The organism is Sphingomonas sp. 3-13AW (assembly GCF_049311085.1).
In the GTDB taxonomy this organism is placed as follows: domain Bacteria; phylum Pseudomonadota; class Alphaproteobacteria; order Sphingomonadales; family Sphingomonadaceae; genus Sphingomonas.
The window spans coordinates 1-18,086 of sequence record NZ_JASNVZ010000007.1 but is presented as its reverse complement, the minus strand read 5'-3'; the positions used below and the strand labels follow the sequence as shown (position 1 = coordinate 18,086).

Here is an 18,086-nt window from a genome sequence, read left to right as displayed (position 1 = left end):
TGTCGGTGGAGAGGAAGCATGGAGAACGGACGGGCTGACCCGGTAGCAGGCGCGATTGCGCGGGCGGGTCGCTATCGTTGGGGGATCGTCGCGCTCCTGTTTACGGCGACGGTGATCAACTATGTCGATCGGCAGATGATCGGCGTCCTCAAGCCGACGCTGTCGGCGGACCTTGGCTGGAGCGAAACCGACTTCGCCGACGTCATCTTCTTTTTCCAGCTCGCCTATGCGATCGGATACCTCGGCTTCGGGCGGATCATGGACGTGATCGGCGCGCGCTTCGGCTATGCCATCGCCTTCGTGATCTGGCAGATCGCCCATATCGCGCACGGCGGCGCGTATAGCGTCACCCAGTTCGCCATGGCCCGCTTTGGCCTGGGCCTGGGCGAGTCCGGCAACTTCCCCGCGAGCATCAAGGCGGTGACCGAGTGGTTCCCGGCACGGGAACGGGCGTTTGCGATCGGCGTGTTCAATGCCGGTGCGAACGTCGGCGCGATCCTGACGCCGCTGATCGTGCCGCTGATCACGGTCGCCTATGGTTGGCGCGCGGCCTTCGTCATCACGGGCGCCGTCAGCATGCTCTGGCTGATCCCCTGGCTGATCATGTACCGCAGTCCGAGCCAGCACCCCAAGGTCACCAAGGAGGAGCGCGCCTGGATCGAGCAGGATCCGGCGGATCCGGCCACATCGATCCCGTGGAAGCGCCTGATCCGCGTGCGCGAGACCTGGGCATACGCGCTGGGCAAGTTCTTCATCGACCCGATCTGGTGGTTCTTCCTGTTCTGGCTGCCGGGCTATCTTGGCGATCGCTACGACCTGGACCTGTTGAGCTTCGGACCGCCGCTGGTCGCGATCTACCTGCTGTCCGATGTCGGCAGCGTGGCAGGGGGCTGGCTATCGGGTCGGTTCATCAACGCAGGCAAGAGCATCAACTATGCGCGCAAGATGACCATGTTCATCTGCGCCTGCGCGGTGGTGCCGGTGTTCTTCGCCCAGTCGATCGACAATCTGTGGCTGGCGGTCCTGGTGATCGGGATCGCAACCGCGGCGCACCAGGCGTTCTCGGCCAACCTCTACACGCTGCCGTCGGACCTGTTCCCCCGCGCGGCGGTGGGTTCGGTGGTCGGCATCGGCGGCACTGTCGGCGCGGTCGGCGGCATGCTGATGGCCAAGTACGCGGGCTATGTCCTCGACAGCATCGGCAGCTATGTGCCGCTCTTCGCGGTCGCGGGCTCCGCCTATTTCCTGGCGTTGCTGTGTGTCCACCTGCTGTCGCCGAAACTGGCCCGCGCGCAGGAAGTCTGAAGGCCGGCGCGGGCGGCGCATGTTCGCCGCCCGCTGTCGCACCCCAAGCCGGAGAATAGCGATGGGACTGAGCAGGCGCGACGCGCTGGGGACGGCGTTTGCCGGCGGTGCAGCGGCAATGCTGGGCGGTACGTCCGCGCGGGCGGCGGCGCCTGAGGGGTGTACGTCGTCTCCGCCCGCCGACTGGAAGCGGGGCTTCGACAATCAGCGGATCGCCGACCTCGGCGACGGGCGTTTCCTGAACCCGCTGCTCGCGGGGGACCATCCGGATCCTGCCATCCTGAAGGATGGACGGGATTATTACATGACCTTCTCCAGCTTCGACAGCTATCCCGGGCTGACGATCTGGCACAGCCGTGACCTGGTGAACTGGCAGCCGCGCAAGGCGGCGCTTACCCGCAACATCGGATCGGTGTGGGCCGTGAGCCTGGAGAAGCACAAGGGGCGCTACTTCCTCTACATCCCGGTGAAGGCGGCGCCGAACGACATCTACGTTAGCTGGGCCGATCATATCGACGGGCCGTGGTCGGACCCAAAATCGCTGGGGCTGCACGCGCATATCGACCCGTGCCATGCCGTGGCCGAGGATGGATCGCGCTGGCTGTTCCTGTCAGGCGGCGATCGCATCCGCCTGTCCGAGGACGGCCTCTCGACCGTGGGCGAGGTCGAGCATGTTTATGATCCCTGGCGCTATCCCGACGAGTGGGACGTCGAGAGCTTCTCGCCAGAGGGCCCCAAGATCCTGCGGCACGGCGGCTGGTATTACCAGATCACCGCGGTCGGCGGGACGGCCGGGCCGCCTACCGGTCACATGGTGATCGTGGCGCGCTCGCGCTCGCTGCACGGTCCCTGGGAAAATGATCCCGCCAACCCGCTGGTCCGTACAGAGGACATGGCGGAGCGCTGGTGGTCGCGCGGGCATGCGAGCTTGGTCGAGGCGCCCGATGGGAGCTGGTGGTCTGTGTACCACGGCTTCGAAAACGGGTTCTGGACGCTGGGGCGGCAGGCACTGCTCGATCCGATCGAGTGGACCGCCGATGGCTGGTTCCGGATGAAGGGCGGGGACCTGTCGCAGCCGATTGCTAAGCCCAGAGGCGGTGTCGCGCTGCCCCACGGGCAGCCGCTGTCGGACGATTTCCGCACGCTGCAGCTGGGCGCGAAGTGGAACTTCTTCCAACCCGGGCCCCAGGAGCGCGAGCGGGCTCGGGTGGAGAACGGCGCGCTGGTCCTGAAAGGCACCGGCAAGGCGCCGGGCGACTCTTCGCCGCTGATGCTGATCGCGGGCGATCGAGCGTACCAGTTCGAATGCTCAATCGAGATCGAACCGGGCGGGACCGCAGGGCTGGTGTTGTTCTACGACGACAGGCTTTATTGCGGGCTGGGTTTCGACGAGACGCGGTTCGTGACCCATCAATATGGCATAGAGCGTGGGCGGCCGGCGAACCCCTATGGGAGAAGGCTCAGGATGCGGATCGCGAACAAGGAGCATATCGTCGCCATCCATCTCAGTGGTGACGACGGCCGCACGTGGAAGCGCTTCGACCGCGGCATGGAGGTCTCGGGATACCATCACAACGTACGAGGTGGCTTCCTGATGTTGCGGCCGGGACTGTATTCGGCCGGCACCGGCGAAGCGCGGTTCCGGGATTTCCGGTATCGAGCGTTGTAGGAAGTCGTCCTCCGTCGCTGCCCACCCCGTCGGGCTTACTAATCCCGACCTCAGGAGCGAACGCTTGCTCGCAAAGTTGCGGCGACCGGCCCTGTCGACTGCCGCCGTTCATGGCTCCCAACCTATATGATGCGGCGCCAATCGGCATAGGCTTCGGTGCGCATGCGGCCGAAGCAGAGCATCGCTTGGTGGAAGCGTACCCGCTCTCCGGCAGGGACGCCGGCGGCGGTGTCAGCGAGGTCAAGCCAGGCTACCGCTTCGGCGGTGCGGGTCGCCGGTTCCTTCGCGATACGCGGGAGATCGACCTCAAACGGTGCGAAATAGCCGGGTTCGCCCTGCCACGCAATGATCTGGGTGCGGGTCTGGTCGATGCTCCATCCGTCGAGGTGGATGCCGAGGTCGGCGAGGCCGCGGGTCACGCGGAATAGTAGCCAGTGGATGTGGCCGAGTTCGCCCAGTGGGTCGTTGTTGTAGACGCCGTCGGCGGCGGCGAGTTGTTCGGCATAGATTCCCCACGCCTCTGCATAGGAGGGGGCGTAGCGCAGGCGGAGCGGGTGCGGGGCGGCGAGCACCTCCATCGGCATCTGCGTCATGTGGCCCGGGAGCATTTCGTGATGGACGGCGCTGATCAGGCTCCATTTGGGACGTCGGGCGATGTCCTTGATGTCGACGACATAGGCGCCGGACTTTCCCTGCGTCGGCAACTCACGATAGCCGCTACGGCCGGCGGCAAGTTCGGCGGCCGAGAGCTTGCGGGTGGCCACATCGAGGCAGAAGGGCGGAACGGGCCCGAGCAGGGCGGAGACGCGCCCGCGGGTGGCGGCGAGCGCCCGGTTCATGTCGGCGACGGCGTGGTCGCGACCGGCCTCGCTGTCGGAATAATGCCACTGCGGATCTGAGAAAAGGGCGCGGTAGCGCTCGCCCACGGAGCCTTGCGTGCGGCCCAAGCAGCGGAATAGCCGATCCGCACGGGCGGTGAGACGATCGAGCTCGCGCGTCAGCCGACGCCGAGCACGGTCAGGCGTGACGTTGGTGCCGCTGCGCTGCTGAAGGAGGAGGGCAAACTGTTCGGAGCTCTGACCGGGAGCAAGGCGCGCGAGCTTCACATCGATCGCGAGGCCGGCACGGGCAGAGAGCAGGTCGAGGCGCTGGCCGGGTGGAAGCGCTCGGGCGTCAAAGCGGGCGAGGTGCTTCGGGTCACCGTCCCGCTCGGCTGCATCGAGCGCGGCGCGCAGGTCATCCCCGCTTCTGCGTGCAAGCGCCGGGGAGGCGAGCGCGCCGAGCCCCGCCAGCACGGCACGGCGCGTCGCCTTCATCGCCGAACCAGCCCGGCGAGCGGAACCTGGTTGTTGAGGCGGGTGACCTCTGGAGCGTCACCGGCGAGGGCGACCCGGACCGAGAGGGTGGCGGGGTCGATGCTCGCGGGGATGGTCATGCGCACCGTGGCGGTCTTAGGCGTCAGGTCGGTGGGAGCGGCGAGGGCGGGTACGGCGGCGCGGGCGATCTCTTTGCCGCTCGCGTCAACCAGTGTCGCCACGCCGCCCGCAGCAGGCCCGGACCCGAGGCTGTGGACGGTCACCGAAACGCGGCGTCCCTGTACGACCACGTCGTCGGTGCCGATGCCCAGGTCGGGGCGCTGCTCGACCGGACTGCTCGCGCGGTCGAGGGCGAAGTCGAGCACGGTGGTAGTGCCAGGCGCGAAGGTGACCTCCGTCGACGCGCTTCGCTCCAGCGTCAGCTCTCGGCTATCGGTCGCGGTGAGGGTGGCGCCACCGTCGGTACTTGTGGCGGCCTTCATCGTCCAAGTGCCCGCCGTGACCGTCCACCCGGTCATGGTCGCGCGTTGGGCCACGTTCGTCGTGTTGTAGGCGATGACCCGGAATGCGTCGGGCCGGGGGTTCGGTACGAGGATCGCCACCTGGGTGGCGGCCTCTGGCTGTTCGAAGCGCCAGCTGACGGTGTTGCCCGGCCAAGTCTGGTTGCGTCGAAGCGCAATGCCGCCCAGGCGTTCGCGCTGGAGAATCTCATTGGGTTGATCGACCCGGTCGGACCACCAATGCCCTTCGGTGTACATGTACATGTGCTGCGCCTTGTCGGCGATCGCATCGGCGTGGAGCCGCTCGAGCCAGCTGCGGTCGCCGGTTGCGGCCCAGGCGCTGTAAAGCGCGAACGGATCGCCAGACGCCTCGGCTTTGGCAGGCGCGGTCTGCAGGAGCTGCCCACCCATGGGGAGCGCGTGAAAGGCGTTTTCGTTGAACTCTGCAAGCGCCGCGAGCCCGGCCTTGGCCACGCGGGTTTCGATGGGGCGAAGGTACTTGGCGTCGCCGGTGAAGCGCCAGGAGGCCCAGGCGGACTGGAGCGGCACGGTGGCGCCGCCGCCGTCGCCGACGCGAACCGCATCGGTGCGCCAGTTGATCTCGTTGGGATAGCTCCAGCTGCCATCGGCAGCCTGGGTCCCGTGCGCCATCAACCCGTCCACCACGCCGGTCACCACCCCGCGCGCGGCTGGGCTGGCGTTGTAGAGGCCCAGCAGGATCGGTCCATGAAGGACGGTGAAGGCATAGGGCTTTTGCCACTCGAACGCGCCCTCGCGGTACACCTTGCGGGCCCCGTACCAGTTGGACGAGAAATGCAGGTGCCCGGCCGGGTTGCGGGTGATGATGCTGCCCAGGGCCTTGGTCGTGGCCATGATCCGCTCGACCGTCCGCGGCTCTCCCCAGTTGAGGTAGAGCCGTTCGGCGTCTGCGTTCATCCCCTCCTCATAGGCGTGGAGTTCGTCCGTGGTGAGAACGCCCAGACCGTTCTCCATCATGCCGTTCCTGTACACGGCCTCATCCAAGGCGCGCAGGGATGCGTTGATCTTGTCCGGGTCGACACCCATCAGCGCCAGGCCCGGCCATTGCTGGGTCAGGTCGGTGTCGTCGGAGATGCCGCCGCCGAAGTCGCCATAGGGCACTTGGCGCTCGTCGATCCACCAGTTCACGAAGTGCCGGGCGAGCTTCAGGTCCTCAAGCTGGCGGAATGCCCATAGCGGCACGCCGGCGGGCGGCTGTGGCTGCGTGAAGGCGGGCATGTTTTCGGGCCGATAGTTGATGTCCGCCCAATAGCGCCGCGCCTCTTCATGGTCCGGATCGACGCGCAGCAGGTCTGAAATGTCGGCGAAGACGCGGCGATAAAGGCCAGCGTTCTTGGAGGCGGTATGCTCCTCGACCAGGAAGCCCCAATTGTCCTTCACCTGGTTGAAGCGATCGGCGACATGCTCCTTCGCGGCCTCCGCGCGGTCCTTGAAGATGAGGCGCAGCTTCGCTCCGTTGAGCGCATCGGCGGTGAAGTCCGGCGCGGCGGACGCGATCGTCAGGAAGAGGCTGTCGTTGGTCAGGATGCGATCACGCAGGTCGAGCCACAGCGTTCGCGCCTCGCCAGGGCGGACCGAGACCTGGACGTCGATCATCTGGCGGTCGGGCCAGATGGGATCGTGGACGACGATGCTGAGCGGGATCAGCCCCTTTGCGTCCGGCTTCAGCTGCATCGCGGGCAAGTCGATGGCGATGCCATCAAGGCCGGCGTGGAGATTCTGCCAGCCATAGTCCCAGGCGCGTGCCAGCGGCTTGTCGGGGAAGGCGTCGCCGAAGTTGGAGGGCACGAGCAAGTGAACGATCGGCCGGGCGTCGGGCCGGCGGACAGCGGCACCGGTTTCGGCAGAGCTACCGGCGCCTACTGCCGTTTTTACGCCGCTGGCAGGCATGGCGACGGCGGTGGCTTGCTCGTCCGGCGCATAGCGGCCAGCCACATAGGCGTTGAGAGCTGAGAGGGCGGGGAGCAGCGACGATGCCTTCGCATCGACAACATAATCGAGGCTGAACAAGCCCTTCGGCGGCGATCCTGCAGCGACGTTGTAGGCCCAGATCTCCTGGATCGGCTGTTCCTGCATGATGTTGGTGAAGCGCAGACGGCCGCCTGTCTTGGTAGCGAAGCTGTCGCTGGTGCGGACAGCGCCCTGTGGCCGCTTGCTCAGCGTCCCAAAGTCGCCGCCCTCGGGCGCATAAGTGAGCGTGCCATAAGCCGCACCGCGGATGGCGACGTGGTTGAAGCGCTCACCGGCGGGAACGGCCAGGTCATAGCTCTTGCCGCCCTCGACATAGACGTTCCAGTCGGGGAGCTGGAAATAGTCGTCGCGGCCAGGAAGCTTCGAACGGTTGTAGACGCCGGGCCAGGTCGTCTCCGGGATGCCGTCGACGCCCTTCCACATCCATTGCTTCAGGTCCTTCGCGTCTGCGAACTCGACCTTGCGGATGGTGGTGGTGGCGTCGCTGAGGACGGGCGGGCTCTGCCGGTCCCAGCCATAGCGGTGGAGCCACGCGGCGCGGCGTGCGGCGGTATCGTCAGCCGGGGGTGCGGTGGGCTCCTGCTTGGCGGCGAGCGCCGTCACGCCGGTGGGCGCGAGCATCCGGTCATAGACGCGCAGATCGTCGACGTCGGACCCGCGCATGAAGTTATAGCGGCTTTGCACCTGATGGGGCGAGATCACGCGCCCGGCGAGGCCGAACTGGTCGAGGCCGGAATCGAGATCCGCGACCTGTCGCTTCGCCGCGACTTCGCGCCCGTCAACATAGAGGCGGACGCCAACCGTCTCGTCCCAGGCAAAGGCGAGGTGGTGCCAGGCGTCGGGATCGGGAATGCGCGGGATGGCGTAGGAGACCCGGATCCGCGCGAGATTGGCGTCGGTCACAAAGGCGTCGAAACCGTGACCGTTCCAGTCGATGCGCAGGAACGCCATGTCCCAGCTGCTATGATCGGCAAAGCCCGTGCGGAAGATTACGAAGGGCACGTCGTTCAGGGGATCGCGGGCGCGCCACCAGAAGCCGAGCGTGCCGCGTTGGGCACGCATGTTGCCGGGGGCTTTCCACGCGACATAGCCCGCGTCCGACCAGCGCGCCGCACCGCCGATCGCGCCATCGGCGACGGTGCTCATGCCGCTGCGGAAATTAGGGACGGGATCCCCGGCAGCGTGCTCGGCGGTGAAGCCGGAATCGAGCGTGGCGTGGAAGATCAGGCTCTGGTCGGCGGCTGCGGTGGTGGTCGGCGCCAGGGGCTGGGCTGCGGCCGGAGCGGCGAGGAGGGCGACGGCGACGGCCAACGCGGAAACGGCGGAACGGGTCATTCTCTCTCCTCGGGCCGCCGGAGGTGCGGGTTTTCCCCGTCTGTGTCGCCGGTGGCGGGCATTTGCGTGTGCGGTCGAAGGTCAGATCAGGAGGCGGGAGGTCGCAGCGGGACTTGTACCCCGGCGCCGCTCGCGGTCCAGTAGGGACGGTCTACGGGAAACGGGCGAGAACCGGCCCTGCACCGCACCGTGGCACCGGCTCTCGACGGGCGGCGTGGAGGTCCTCACCGCGCCACGATGGTGCAGGCGGTGGTGAGGCGGTTGTCGAAGCGGACGTCGACACTGGCGCCGATCGAGACCTCGTGGACGCCGGTGACTGCGCCGGACGAGATCCAGTCGCCGGGCTGGAGCGCGATGCCGCGGTCCGCCAGCAGTTCGAACAGGAACCGGGCGGCGCCAAAGGGGCCGTCGAGCATGGTGGCGGCGGTGGCAGAACCAATCGCGGCGCCATCGATGGTGAGTTCGACCGGCCAGTCCGTGATGGCGGCATCGCGCCAGTCTTCGATCGCGGGGCCGATCACCAGGCCGCTATTGTTGCCATAATCGGAAATGGTGACGGTGGGGCCGAGCGCGTTGATGCCGGCGAAGGGCGAACTCGCAATCTCGATGCTGGCGTGGACGGCATCGATCAGCTCGATCGCCTCCTCCATCGTGTACTTGCGCTTAGCGGGATCAGGTGCGGTGCCGACGCGCAGCAGGAATTCGGCCTCGGCCGCAGCAAATCCGCCGCGAAACACCGGCATGGCGACGGGATTGTCGATGGATGCATCGGACGCTGTGACAATCTGGTCGCCAAAGATCGGACCGGCGAGGCGGTTCACCCCCTCGATCTGCGGGTCGATCTTGCCGACCTTCCACCCCGCGACGCGGCGGCCATCGATCGCGAGGGCACGATCCTGCACGGCATAGGCTTCGGCCAGCGTAACGGGGATCGTGCCGGGATAGTCGACGATCGCCGTTCCCTCGCGGCGCGCGCGGACGAAGGTCTCTGCGATATGATCCACGTTCTGCTGCAAGGGGGTCGGCACCAAACGCTACTCCATTCAAACAGTTGATAACGGTGTCAGCGACACCGGCTCGCGGTCAGCCGAAGCCGTGGGTCTTTGCCCAGCGCGCGAATAATTCGGGCCAGATCGCCGCAGGCTTGCCAGCCGCGCCGCGAATGCCGAAGCCGTGGCCGCCCTCGGCAAACAAGTGGGTCTCGACAGGCACCCCGGCCCGCTTCAGCGCGGCTCGCAGGGCGAGGCTGTTTTCCACCGGCACCGTCGCGTCGTCCTCGGCGTGGACCAGAAAGCACGGCGGGGTGGAGGCGCGCACATTGTCCTCGGGACTGTGCGCGGCCTCCAGCTCAGGCGTGGGGTTGGAACCCAACAGCTGCTTGCGCGAGCCGCCATGGGCGACGGGCAGGCGCATCGACTGTACGGGGTAAATGGGGGCAGCAATGTCGGGGCGGGCGCTCAGCTGATCCGCCGCATCCACGGGCGTGTAGACGCGCGCATCGTAGCGCGTGGCGAGATCGCCGCAGACATGGCCGCCGGCGGAAAAACCCATCGCGGCGACGCGATCAGGGCGGATGCCGTAGCGCTGCGCGTGCGAGCGGATGAGGCGCATGGCCCGTTGGCTGTCCTGGAGCGGAGTGTCGGGGCCGGCAGCCCAACCGTCGCCTGGGAGGCGGTAGAAGAGGACGAACACGGTCCACCCCCGCTCCGCGAGCCAGCGGCCGATCTCGAACCCCTCCTTGTCGAGGACGACGCGGACATATCCCCCGCCCGCCGCAACCAGGAGGGCAGATCCATTTGGCTCGCGCGGGCGGAACACGACCAGGCGGGGGCGGTGGGTGCCGCTGACCGCGCGATCCGAACGACCCGGATCCTTGCTGCGTTCCTCAATCCGCTCGACCGGGAGCGACGTGGGGGCGCCGGGCGCGCCATTTGGCCATAGTTCGATGATCTCGGTGGGGTCGGGTAGTGTTCCCCGCGCCGGTGGGGATGGTGCCTGGCCCCGCGCGGAACCTGCGGCGGCCGCGGCTACCACCGAACCAAGAGCCGCCAGTGTCTGTCGCCGATCAATCAAGGAGAATTCCCGGGAAGAAGAAGGAGGCGCCCCGCGGTGAGGGGCGGGGCGCCCGCGACGGTCTACATCTTGAAGCGGCCGCCGATGAGGAACGTCCGCCCGAAGTGGTTGGACTCATAGTTGCGGCGAGCATCGATATCGACCCAGCGATCCCGATATTCGTCGGTAAGGTTCGTACCCTCCAGCGACAGTTCGAAGTTATCGGTCAGCTTGTAGCGCAACGATGCGTCGACGTTGATCGTCTCGTCATAGCCCTCGAACAAGTTGCCAGTCGCCGAGGCGCCATCGATGTACGGGCTGCGATAGCTGATCGAGCCACGTGCCGAGAATTTGGCATCTTCATAGTAGAGCGTGCCGTTGTAGGCGCGCTTCGACAGGCCGTAGAGCGTTGCATCGCGGACAGTGTTCGGCAGGGCACCGAGCGTTCCGCCCGGGCGCACCACCGTTGTAGCCGGCCCGCCCTGCGAATAGCTGGCGCTGGAGTCGACAAAGGTGGCGTTGGCGAGGAAGCCGAAGTTCTTGAGGAAGCCCGGCAGGAAGGTGAAGCTTGCCTGCAGCGAGATTTCCATGCCCTTCAGGGACGCGCCCTCGCCGTTCACCGGGCCGCTGATCTGCCACAGCTGTCCCTCCGGAGCTTGGGCGGCCGGCGAGCTTGCCGGGATCACCCCCAGCGGCAGGCCGGTGGACGCGAACGTGCCGCTGCGGGTGCCGGAGACCGGGAAGCTGGCGATGTTCTTCTTGAACAGCGCGACCGAGAACAGCGATTGCGGCGCGAAATACCATTCTGCAGCGAGGTCGAACGAGGTTGCGCGGAACGGATCGAGCTGCGGATTGCCGAAATTGACCCGATAGTTGAACCCGTCGACCGACCCGCCTGGCGTCAGGCTGCCCAGCGACGGCCGGGTGATGACCTTCGACACGGCACCGCGCAGCACAAGGTCCTCCATCGGGAACAGCGCCACGTTCACCGCCGGCAGCCAGTCGTCATAGCTGCGTTCGACGGTGACAGGCGTGTTGGTGGTGACGCCCGAGACGGTGGCCGAAGTCAGACCGGTCGACTTCTGGGCAGTGTGGGCATAGCGCATGCCGGCGTTTGCCGCGTACCGCAGGCCGAACAGGTCGCCCTCCATGTCAAACTCGACATAGCCGCCCGTCACTTCTTCCGACACGCTGCGGGTATCGCCGACCAGCACGCTGGCCGTACGTCCGTAGAGGCCTGTGAAGTCCGCCGCCGCGGCGATGTTGGGGATCAGGAACTGGGTCGTGGTGCCGCCAGGCTGCCCGGCCTTGCCCAGGTTGAATATCTCGCCGAGGTTGCCCGCAGGGAAGCCGTAGACTGCGGTCGGGCCGATGTTCGTGTTGGGCGTGCAGGTGAGGGTGCCGAGCACCACGTCGCGGCCACCTGCATTCGGGCAGACCACCGCGTCACGCGAGAACCCCTGCGTGTCGAACGAGAAGCGGCGGTACATGGCGCCGGACTTGATCTTCAGCCCGTCGGCGACATCCCATTCGGTCCTCAGCTGGGCGGTGCGGAAATCGTTGACGGTCTTGGACGGACGGTCGCGGACTTCGGCGAGCTGGAAATTGGCCGCATCGGTAACACTGGTGCCGAAGCTGATCACCGGCCGCTTCATGTTGGTATAGTCGTAGCGGAAGCCCTGCGCATCGCGATCGTCGAACACGAAGGTGGTTTCGACCGGAATAGTGGCGTTCGACTTGGAATAGCCGCCCAGCAGGGTGAAGCGGAAACTGTCGCTTACGTCCTGATCCCAGCTGCCGCCGATCTGGTAGAACTCGGTCTGGGAATCACGGATGTAATGCTCGGTGCGCACCCAGGCATCGTCGATCGTGGCGGCGATCAGGTTGTTGTTGCCGTCGATCGTATAGTCGCGAACATTCATCTGCCGCTCGTTGGAGCGTAGCAGCACCTCGCCCCACTTCTCCTCCCGCGTCTCCTTGAAGCGCGAATAGAGCGCATCGATCGACACCTTGGTGGCGTCGGTGGGCGCCCACTGGACGCTGCCGGTCAGGCCCAGGCGCTCGCGGTCGTGGCGGACCGAGCCGTAGCGTGGAATGCGCGGGTGGAAGGCGAGCGCAACCTGGTCGCAAACCCCACCCGGGGTCCCGACATAGGTCCCGCCGCGATTGGGCTGCGAGAAACAGGCGGTTCCGTCGACGGAGTCGAATACGCCCTGCGCCCAGCGCACGGTGTTGTTGCCGAGTTCGAAGTTGTTGGTGCTCTGGTACGCGCCCGACACGGCGACGCCAAAGGTGCCGGCATCGTTCTTGTACGAGAGCAGGCCCGCGAGGCGCGGGCCCCAGTTCTTGGACAGGTCGTTGTACGAGGCCTGGCCGGAGGCGACGAAGGTCACCCCGCTCTTGCCGGCCAGCGGATTGCCCGTGTTGAGGTCCACCACGGCGCCGAGCGAACCTTCGTCGAGCGAAGCCTCTGCCGTCTTGTGGACGACGATCGAATTGAACAGCTCCGACGCGAACACGTTGAAGTCGAAGGCGCGATCGCGGTTGGAACTGGCACCATCGGTCGAGGTCGCAACCGTCTCTAGCCCGTTTACCCGGACGCGCGTGAACTGCGCCCCTAGTCCGCGGACGGTGATCGCGCGGCCTTCGCCGGCGTCGCGCTGGATCGAGATGCCGGGAATGCGCTGCAGAGATTCCGCGAGGTTCTGGTCGGGGAATTTGGCGATGTCCTCGGCAACGATCGCGTCGACCGAAGAGACGGTGTTGCGCTTCAGCGCGATTGCGGCGCCCAGCGACTGGCGAAAGCCCGTAACCACGATGTCACCACCGGCGTCGGCTTCGGGAGGCGCGACCTGGGCCGATGCGTCGGGTGTGAGCTCATCGGCCGGCACAACCGCCGTCTGAGCGGGGGAGGGATCCTGCTGCGCTGGCGTTCCAGGTGCCACCGCCCCGGGCACCTCGGCAGCCTGCGCGAATGCAGCTGCCGGCAACAGCAGCGCAGCGGACATCGCGCCGAGCGAAGCGCCAGCCAGGCGCAACGATCCGCGGCACGAACGACGAGACGTGGTCATGCGAAATCTCTCCCCTCACGGCCGACGCACGGCGCCGACAACGATTTCCTGACGCGCTGCACGTCGCACGAATCGGGAGGGCGGGCGACACGCCCGCAGTCCGACATCCTCTCGATCCGACGCTCCGTTACCGCGTCGTTCAACCGGCCTGTTCTGTTCTAGTAACCGGTGTCATATGCATGAGGCCGATCGGAACCGGTGTCAACAACTCGTCACATGCGGTATTTCAAGTACCGGGCTGGATGTACGGAACGCGTGCAAAGAGCTCCCGCTGCCAGCGGCGGGGATCGTTCTCAACACGCGGGCGCGTGTCGAAGATCATCGTACTGCGGGTGGCAAGTTCGTAGCGGGGCCATTGTGGCAGTCCTGCATGGTTGGGATCGCCGGTTCTGGTGAAGGCGGCGAAGCTGTCCTGCATCGCCGCCGACGCCGCGCGGGCGTCTGCGCCATTGCCGGTCTGCGAGCCCCTGGCATCGAGCGTACCGAACACCAGCGGAATGTCCATGGTGTGAAAGGCGCCCCGTCGAGGATCGGTGCGCGAGCCGAAGTCGAGCTGGTAGACCCAGCCCGGGGCACCGGCGCGCGCGCGCTCCTCGGCTTCGATCACCTGGCCGCGCCAGCTGCGCCCGCAGGTGGTGGCGTCGTAGAAGACCTGAGTGGGCGTCCAGTCCGGGAAACGCTCGCGATATTGGGCGACGACCCACTCTGGCAGGATGTCGATGCGCAACTCGGGTGCGATGCGATCGGCGACATTGTCCCAAGTGAGCCCCTGCACCTTGGGGCTGTCGGGGCTCAGGAAGGCGCGCGTCTCGTCGTGGGTATTGCCGAGCAGCATCGGAATGGCGAGCCCCTGGGGATGGGCGTCCGGCCAGAACGGATGACGCGTCAGCCACTTCATGTCGAGCACGGGGCCGAAATAGACACCGCCGCCCAAGATCGGGTCGGTCGCATCGAGCGCCGCGACGAGCCGTTCCGTCGGCAACGTCAGCAGCGTGTCGAGCTCGCCCTCACCGACGCCGAGCCGCTGCAAATAGGCGCGCGTCCGAGCCGTGGCGTTGAGCGGGCCTGACGCGGTGACCTGCTGACCGCTCATCGTCGCGGCCCGGTGGAACAGGCCCTTGGCTGCTGGCATTGCCATCATGGTCGCGATCTTCGCGCCGCCGCCGGATTGACCGAACACCATGACGCAGTTCGGATCGCCTCCAAACGCAGCGATGTTGTCGCGCACCCATTGCAGGGCGAGGATCAGGTCGAGCTGACCGAGGTTGCCGCTGTCGGCGAAGCGCGGGTCGAGGCGCGCCAGATAGAGATAGCCAAAGGCGTTCAAGCGATGGTTGACGGTCACCACCACCACGTCGCCGCGTGCAGCAAGACGCTGGCCGTCAGTCAACGGGTCGGTGACGCTGCCGTTCGAATAGGCGCCGCCGTGGATGTAGAGCATCACCGGCTTTCTGGCGGTCGCACGCGGCTCTGCGGTCCAGACGTTCAGGAACAGGCAGTCTTCGGATCGTGGCTCGTCTCCCTCCGCCTTCTGCGGGCAGATCGGGCCAAATTGCTGCGCGGCGATGCGGGTGCCGGGCTGGGCGACGGGCACGGCTGCACGGAACCGCTCGGCGCGACCGTAGCGGATGCCGCGGAAGGCGTGGACGCCGCCCTCGCGCGTGCCGATGAAGTCACCGGCGGGCGCGCGAACTATGCCGGCAGGAGCCGCATCTGCCGCGCTCGCCGCCCATAAGGCGGCACCGCTTGCTGCAACGCCTTGAAGGGTGCTTCGGCGCGTCCAGCCCTCAGCGGCGGACATCGAGTCCGCCAGCCAGATAGGCGTCGAGGTCTGCCTGGCGGAAGATGCTGGCGTCCCCCGGCAGCGAGTGCTTGAGCGCCGTCAGCGCAAGGCCCGTGTGCGCAGCCGCGTCGAGATCCTCCCCGCGCCGGAGCGCGTGGAGCACGCCCGCGGCAAAGGCGTCACCGCCGCCGATCCGGTCGACGATCCCGGCGAGCTCCATCTCTTCCGTCTGGGCAGCGCGGTCGCGGGCGTCGATACGCGCCGACAGCCGGTGAAGATCGACATGCTCGACGTGGCGGGCAGTGGAGGCGATCATCTGGAGCTTGGGGAAGGCGGCAAAGGCGGCCTCGGCAGCCTCGCGCCTGCGTTCCTCGGCATTGCTGGAGAAGGTGCGGTCGAGCAGCAGCGCGATGTCGAGGTGGTTGCCGAACATCAGATCCGCATGGGAAACCAGCTCTGTGAGGATGGAGCGCGGGTCGGAATCCCAGCGTTCCCAGAGCTTCGCGCGATAATTGCCGTCGAACGAGACCGCTACGTTGCGGGCGGTAGCAGCGCGGACGGCGGCCAGCGCACTCTCGGCGGGGACCGGCCCAAGCGCGGGCGTGATGCCCGACAGGTGAAGACGGTCGACGCCGTCGAGCAGCGTGTCCCAGTCCCAGGCGTCGGCCGGTGCCTCCGCAAAGGCGGAATGGGCGCGATCGTAGATGACTTCGGTGGCACGCATGCCCGCGCCAGAGGTCACGAAATACAACCCCATGCGGTCGCCGCCGAGCTGAATGCCGCGTGTGTCGACGCCGTGCCCGCGCAGGGTGCTGATCGCGGCGCGGCCCAGGTCGTTGTCCGGCAGGCGGCTCGCAAAGGCGACATCGTGGCCAAGGCGAGCAAGTGCGGTGGCCACATTGGCCTCGGCACCCGCGACCCAAAGGTCGAGCTTGGGCGTCTGGAGAAGCAGTTCACGCCCCGGGGGGGACATGCGGTACATGATTTCGCCAAAGGCGAGCAGGCGTTGCGTGGCCATCAGCGCGCCAGCCATCCGCCGTCGACGGCGAGGATGTGGCCCTGGACATAGTCGGCGGCCCGGCTGGCGAGGAACACGGCAGCGCCGCCCAGGTCCGAAGGATCGCCCCAGCGGCCCGCCGGAATGCGATCGACGATCGATTTGTTGCGGACCTCGTCGGCCTGCAGGGCTGCGGTGTTGTTGGTGGCGATATAGCCAGGTGCGATCGCGTTCACGTTGACGCCCTTCGTCGCCCACTCGTTGGCGAGCAGCTTGGTGAGGCCGCCGATGCCCGACTTGGATGCGGTGTAGCTGGGCACGCGGATGCCGCCCTGGAAGGTCAGCATCGAGGCGATGTTGATGATCTTGCCGCCGCCGTTGGCGATCATGTGGCGCCCGGCCGCCTGGCAGAGGAAGAACACCGACTTGAGATTGGTGTCGACCACCGCGTCCCAGTCTTCCTCGGTAAAGTCGACTGCGTCGGCACGGCGGATGATGCCGGCATTGTTGACGAGGATGTCGAGCCCGCCGAGCTTCGCCACCGTTTCCTCCACCACGCGGGCGACAGGCTCGATGGTCGAGAGGTCTGCCGACACGATCTCTGCCTTTCGGCCGAGTGCGCGCGCCTTGGCGACCGTCTCTTCGGCGGGCGTGCGGCCGACAGCGGCGATGTCCGCGCCGGCGGCAGCAAGGGCGAGGGCGATCGCCTGGCCGATGCCGGTGTTGGCGCCGGTGACGACTGCCACCTTGCCGGAAAGATCGAAGGGATTGGTCATGCTCGAGTCCTCTTCTCCGTGGCGGAGGGAGAATGGGGGCGGAAGCCATAGGCCCGCGTTCTGACGTGGGGCGGGCTGGCGCTTGCGAACCGCCACCCGCCCAAGGCCCCTTTCCGATTGGAAGGGGCAGTCGGCGTTATGCCAGCTGGCAGATGTCCAGCACGTTCATGTCGGTATAATCCTGGTTCTCACCCGCCATCGCCCAGATGAAGGCATAGGCCTTGGTGCCGGCACCCATGTGGATCGACCACGGCGGGGAGATCACGACTTCCTCGTTGGCGGCGACGATGTGCCGCATCGCTTCACCCTCGCCCATGAAGTGCATGACGCGATCGCTGTCGGGATTGTCGAGCTCGAAGTAGCAGTAGATCTCGCTGCGGCGCTCATGGATGTGCGGGGGCATGGTGTTCCACACGCTGCCGGGCTTGAGCACCGTCAGGCCCATTACCAGCTGCGCACTGTCGCACACGCCGGGGATGACGAGCTGGTAGATGGTACGCTCGTTGGATTCCTCCAGGCTGCCGCGCTCCAGCGCCTTGGCATCGGCAATGCCGAGCTTGCGGGTCTTGAACTCCTTGTGCGCGGGGCACGACGCGAGATAATAGCGCGCGCCCTGGCCGGCGAAGACGACTTCCTTAGCGCCCATAGTAACATAGAGGCAGTCTTTGTTGCCGAGCGTGAAGGTTTCGCCATCCACGGTGACGGTGCCTTCCGTCTTGCCGATGTTGACGATCGCCAGTTCGCGGCGTTCCAGGAAGGGATGGCCGGCGGCGGACGCGGGCTCGACCTGGTCCGGAAGCTTCACCGGCTGGGCACCCGGGGCCACGCCGCCGATCACGAAGCGGTCGGCATGGGTGTAGTTGAGCACGCATTCGCCCTCGCGGAACAGGCCCTGGATCAGATAGCGGTCGCGCAGTTCCTCATTGGAGACGCACTCCATCATGTCAGGGTGAGTGGCGTAATAGGTGCGTTCGAACATGGTGGCTCCTCTTGGAACGTCAGGCCGCGCTATGCGCGACGGGAAGGTGGGACGGCGCCCGCGATGTACAGGAACAGGGGTATCCCGGGCGCGGCAGCGCTGCAACGGGGCTGCGACCGAGCAGCAGTCGGCTGGGATGCGTCCGACGATTACAAACCATTGTGGCTGACCAACGCACCCTTCCTCCTTTCGCCTCTTCGCGGGCAATCACCGCTTGGTAAGCGGTGTCAGCTGCGGGCGCAAGGTGGAGCGGGTCCGGGGGCGGGGCGGGTGAAACGAGGATCAGCAGGAAG

The 18,086-nt window shown here is 66.7% G+C and carries 11 protein-coding genes; 2 read left to right on the top strand and 9 right to left on the bottom strand.

What is annotated here, in order from left to right; translation table 11 throughout:
• Window positions 1-18: 18 nt before the first annotated feature.
• Window positions 19-1,305 (top strand): MFS transporter, encoded by a 1,287-nt coding sequence (locus QP045_RS09785; RefSeq protein ID WP_422514796.1) that lies wholly within the window; start codon window positions 19-21, stop codon window positions 1,303-1,305.
• A 61-nt stretch (window positions 1,306-1,366) separates the two neighbouring features.
• Entirely contained in the window at window positions 1,367-2,974 is a 1,608-nt protein-coding gene (locus tag QP045_RS09780) for a family 43 glycosylhydrolase (RefSeq protein WP_422514795.1), read from the top strand.
• 122 nt (window positions 2,975-3,096) lie between these two features.
• Here QP045_RS09780 and QP045_RS09775 read toward each other — a convergent pair whose 3' ends face one another.
• The 9 genes from QP045_RS09775 to kduI all read right to left on the bottom strand — a co-directional run bounded on the left by QP045_RS09775 (window position 3,097) and on the right by kduI (window position 17,793).
• A complete protein-coding gene (locus QP045_RS09775) occupies window positions 3,097-4,290 on the bottom strand; it encodes a DUF885 family protein (protein ID WP_422514794.1) in 1,194 nt (397 codons plus the stop codon).
• Window positions 4,287-8,135, bottom strand: a complete 3,849-nt coding sequence (locus QP045_RS09770; RefSeq protein WP_422514793.1) for a LamG-like jellyroll fold domain-containing protein — start codon at window positions 8,133-8,135, stop codon at window positions 4,287-4,289. Before QP045_RS09770 ends, QP045_RS09775 begins: the two co-directional genes overlap by 4 nt.
• 224 nt (window positions 8,136-8,359) lie before the next feature.
• Entirely contained in the window at window positions 8,360-9,166 is an 807-nt protein-coding gene (locus QP045_RS09765; protein WP_422514792.1) for a 2-keto-4-pentenoate hydratase, read from the bottom strand.
• Window positions 9,167-9,218: 52 nt separating this feature from the next.
• The gene (locus QP045_RS09760) at window positions 9,219-10,169 is read right to left on the bottom strand and encodes an alpha/beta hydrolase (protein ID WP_422514791.1); all 951 of its coding nucleotides are present in this window, start codon (window positions 10,167-10,169) and stop codon (window positions 9,219-9,221) included.
• Window positions 10,170-10,270: 101 nt separating this feature from the next.
• Window positions 10,271-13,258 (bottom strand): TonB-dependent receptor, encoded by a 2,988-nt coding sequence (locus tag QP045_RS09755; protein WP_422514790.1) that lies wholly within the window; start codon window positions 13,256-13,258, stop codon window positions 10,271-10,273.
• A gap of 226 nt (window positions 13,259-13,484) precedes the next feature.
• Complete coding sequence (locus QP045_RS09750; protein ID WP_422514789.1) at window positions 13,485-15,059, bottom strand: carboxylesterase/lipase family protein; 1,575 nt, start codon at window positions 15,057-15,059, stop codon at window positions 13,485-13,487.
• Window positions 15,046-16,059, bottom strand: coding sequence for a PfkB family carbohydrate kinase (locus QP045_RS09745; protein ID WP_422514788.1), 1,014 nt, complete (start codon window positions 16,057-16,059; stop codon window positions 15,046-15,048). Before QP045_RS09745 ends, QP045_RS09750 begins: the two co-directional genes overlap by 14 nt.
• The gene (gene kduD / locus QP045_RS09740; protein ID WP_422514787.1) at window positions 16,059-16,814 is read right to left on the bottom strand and encodes a 2-dehydro-3-deoxy-D-gluconate 5-dehydrogenase KduD; all 756 of its coding nucleotides are present in this window, start codon (window positions 16,812-16,814) and stop codon (window positions 16,059-16,061) included. The genes QP045_RS09745 and kduD overlap by 1 nt, the downstream gene beginning before the upstream one ends.
• Window positions 16,815-16,950: 136 nt before the next feature.
• On the bottom strand, window positions 16,951-17,793 hold the full coding sequence (gene kduI / locus QP045_RS09735) for a 5-dehydro-4-deoxy-D-glucuronate isomerase (protein ID WP_422514786.1): 843 nt from the start codon (window positions 17,791-17,793) through the stop codon (window positions 16,951-16,953).
• Between the last annotated feature and the right edge of the window lie 293 nt (window positions 17,794-18,086).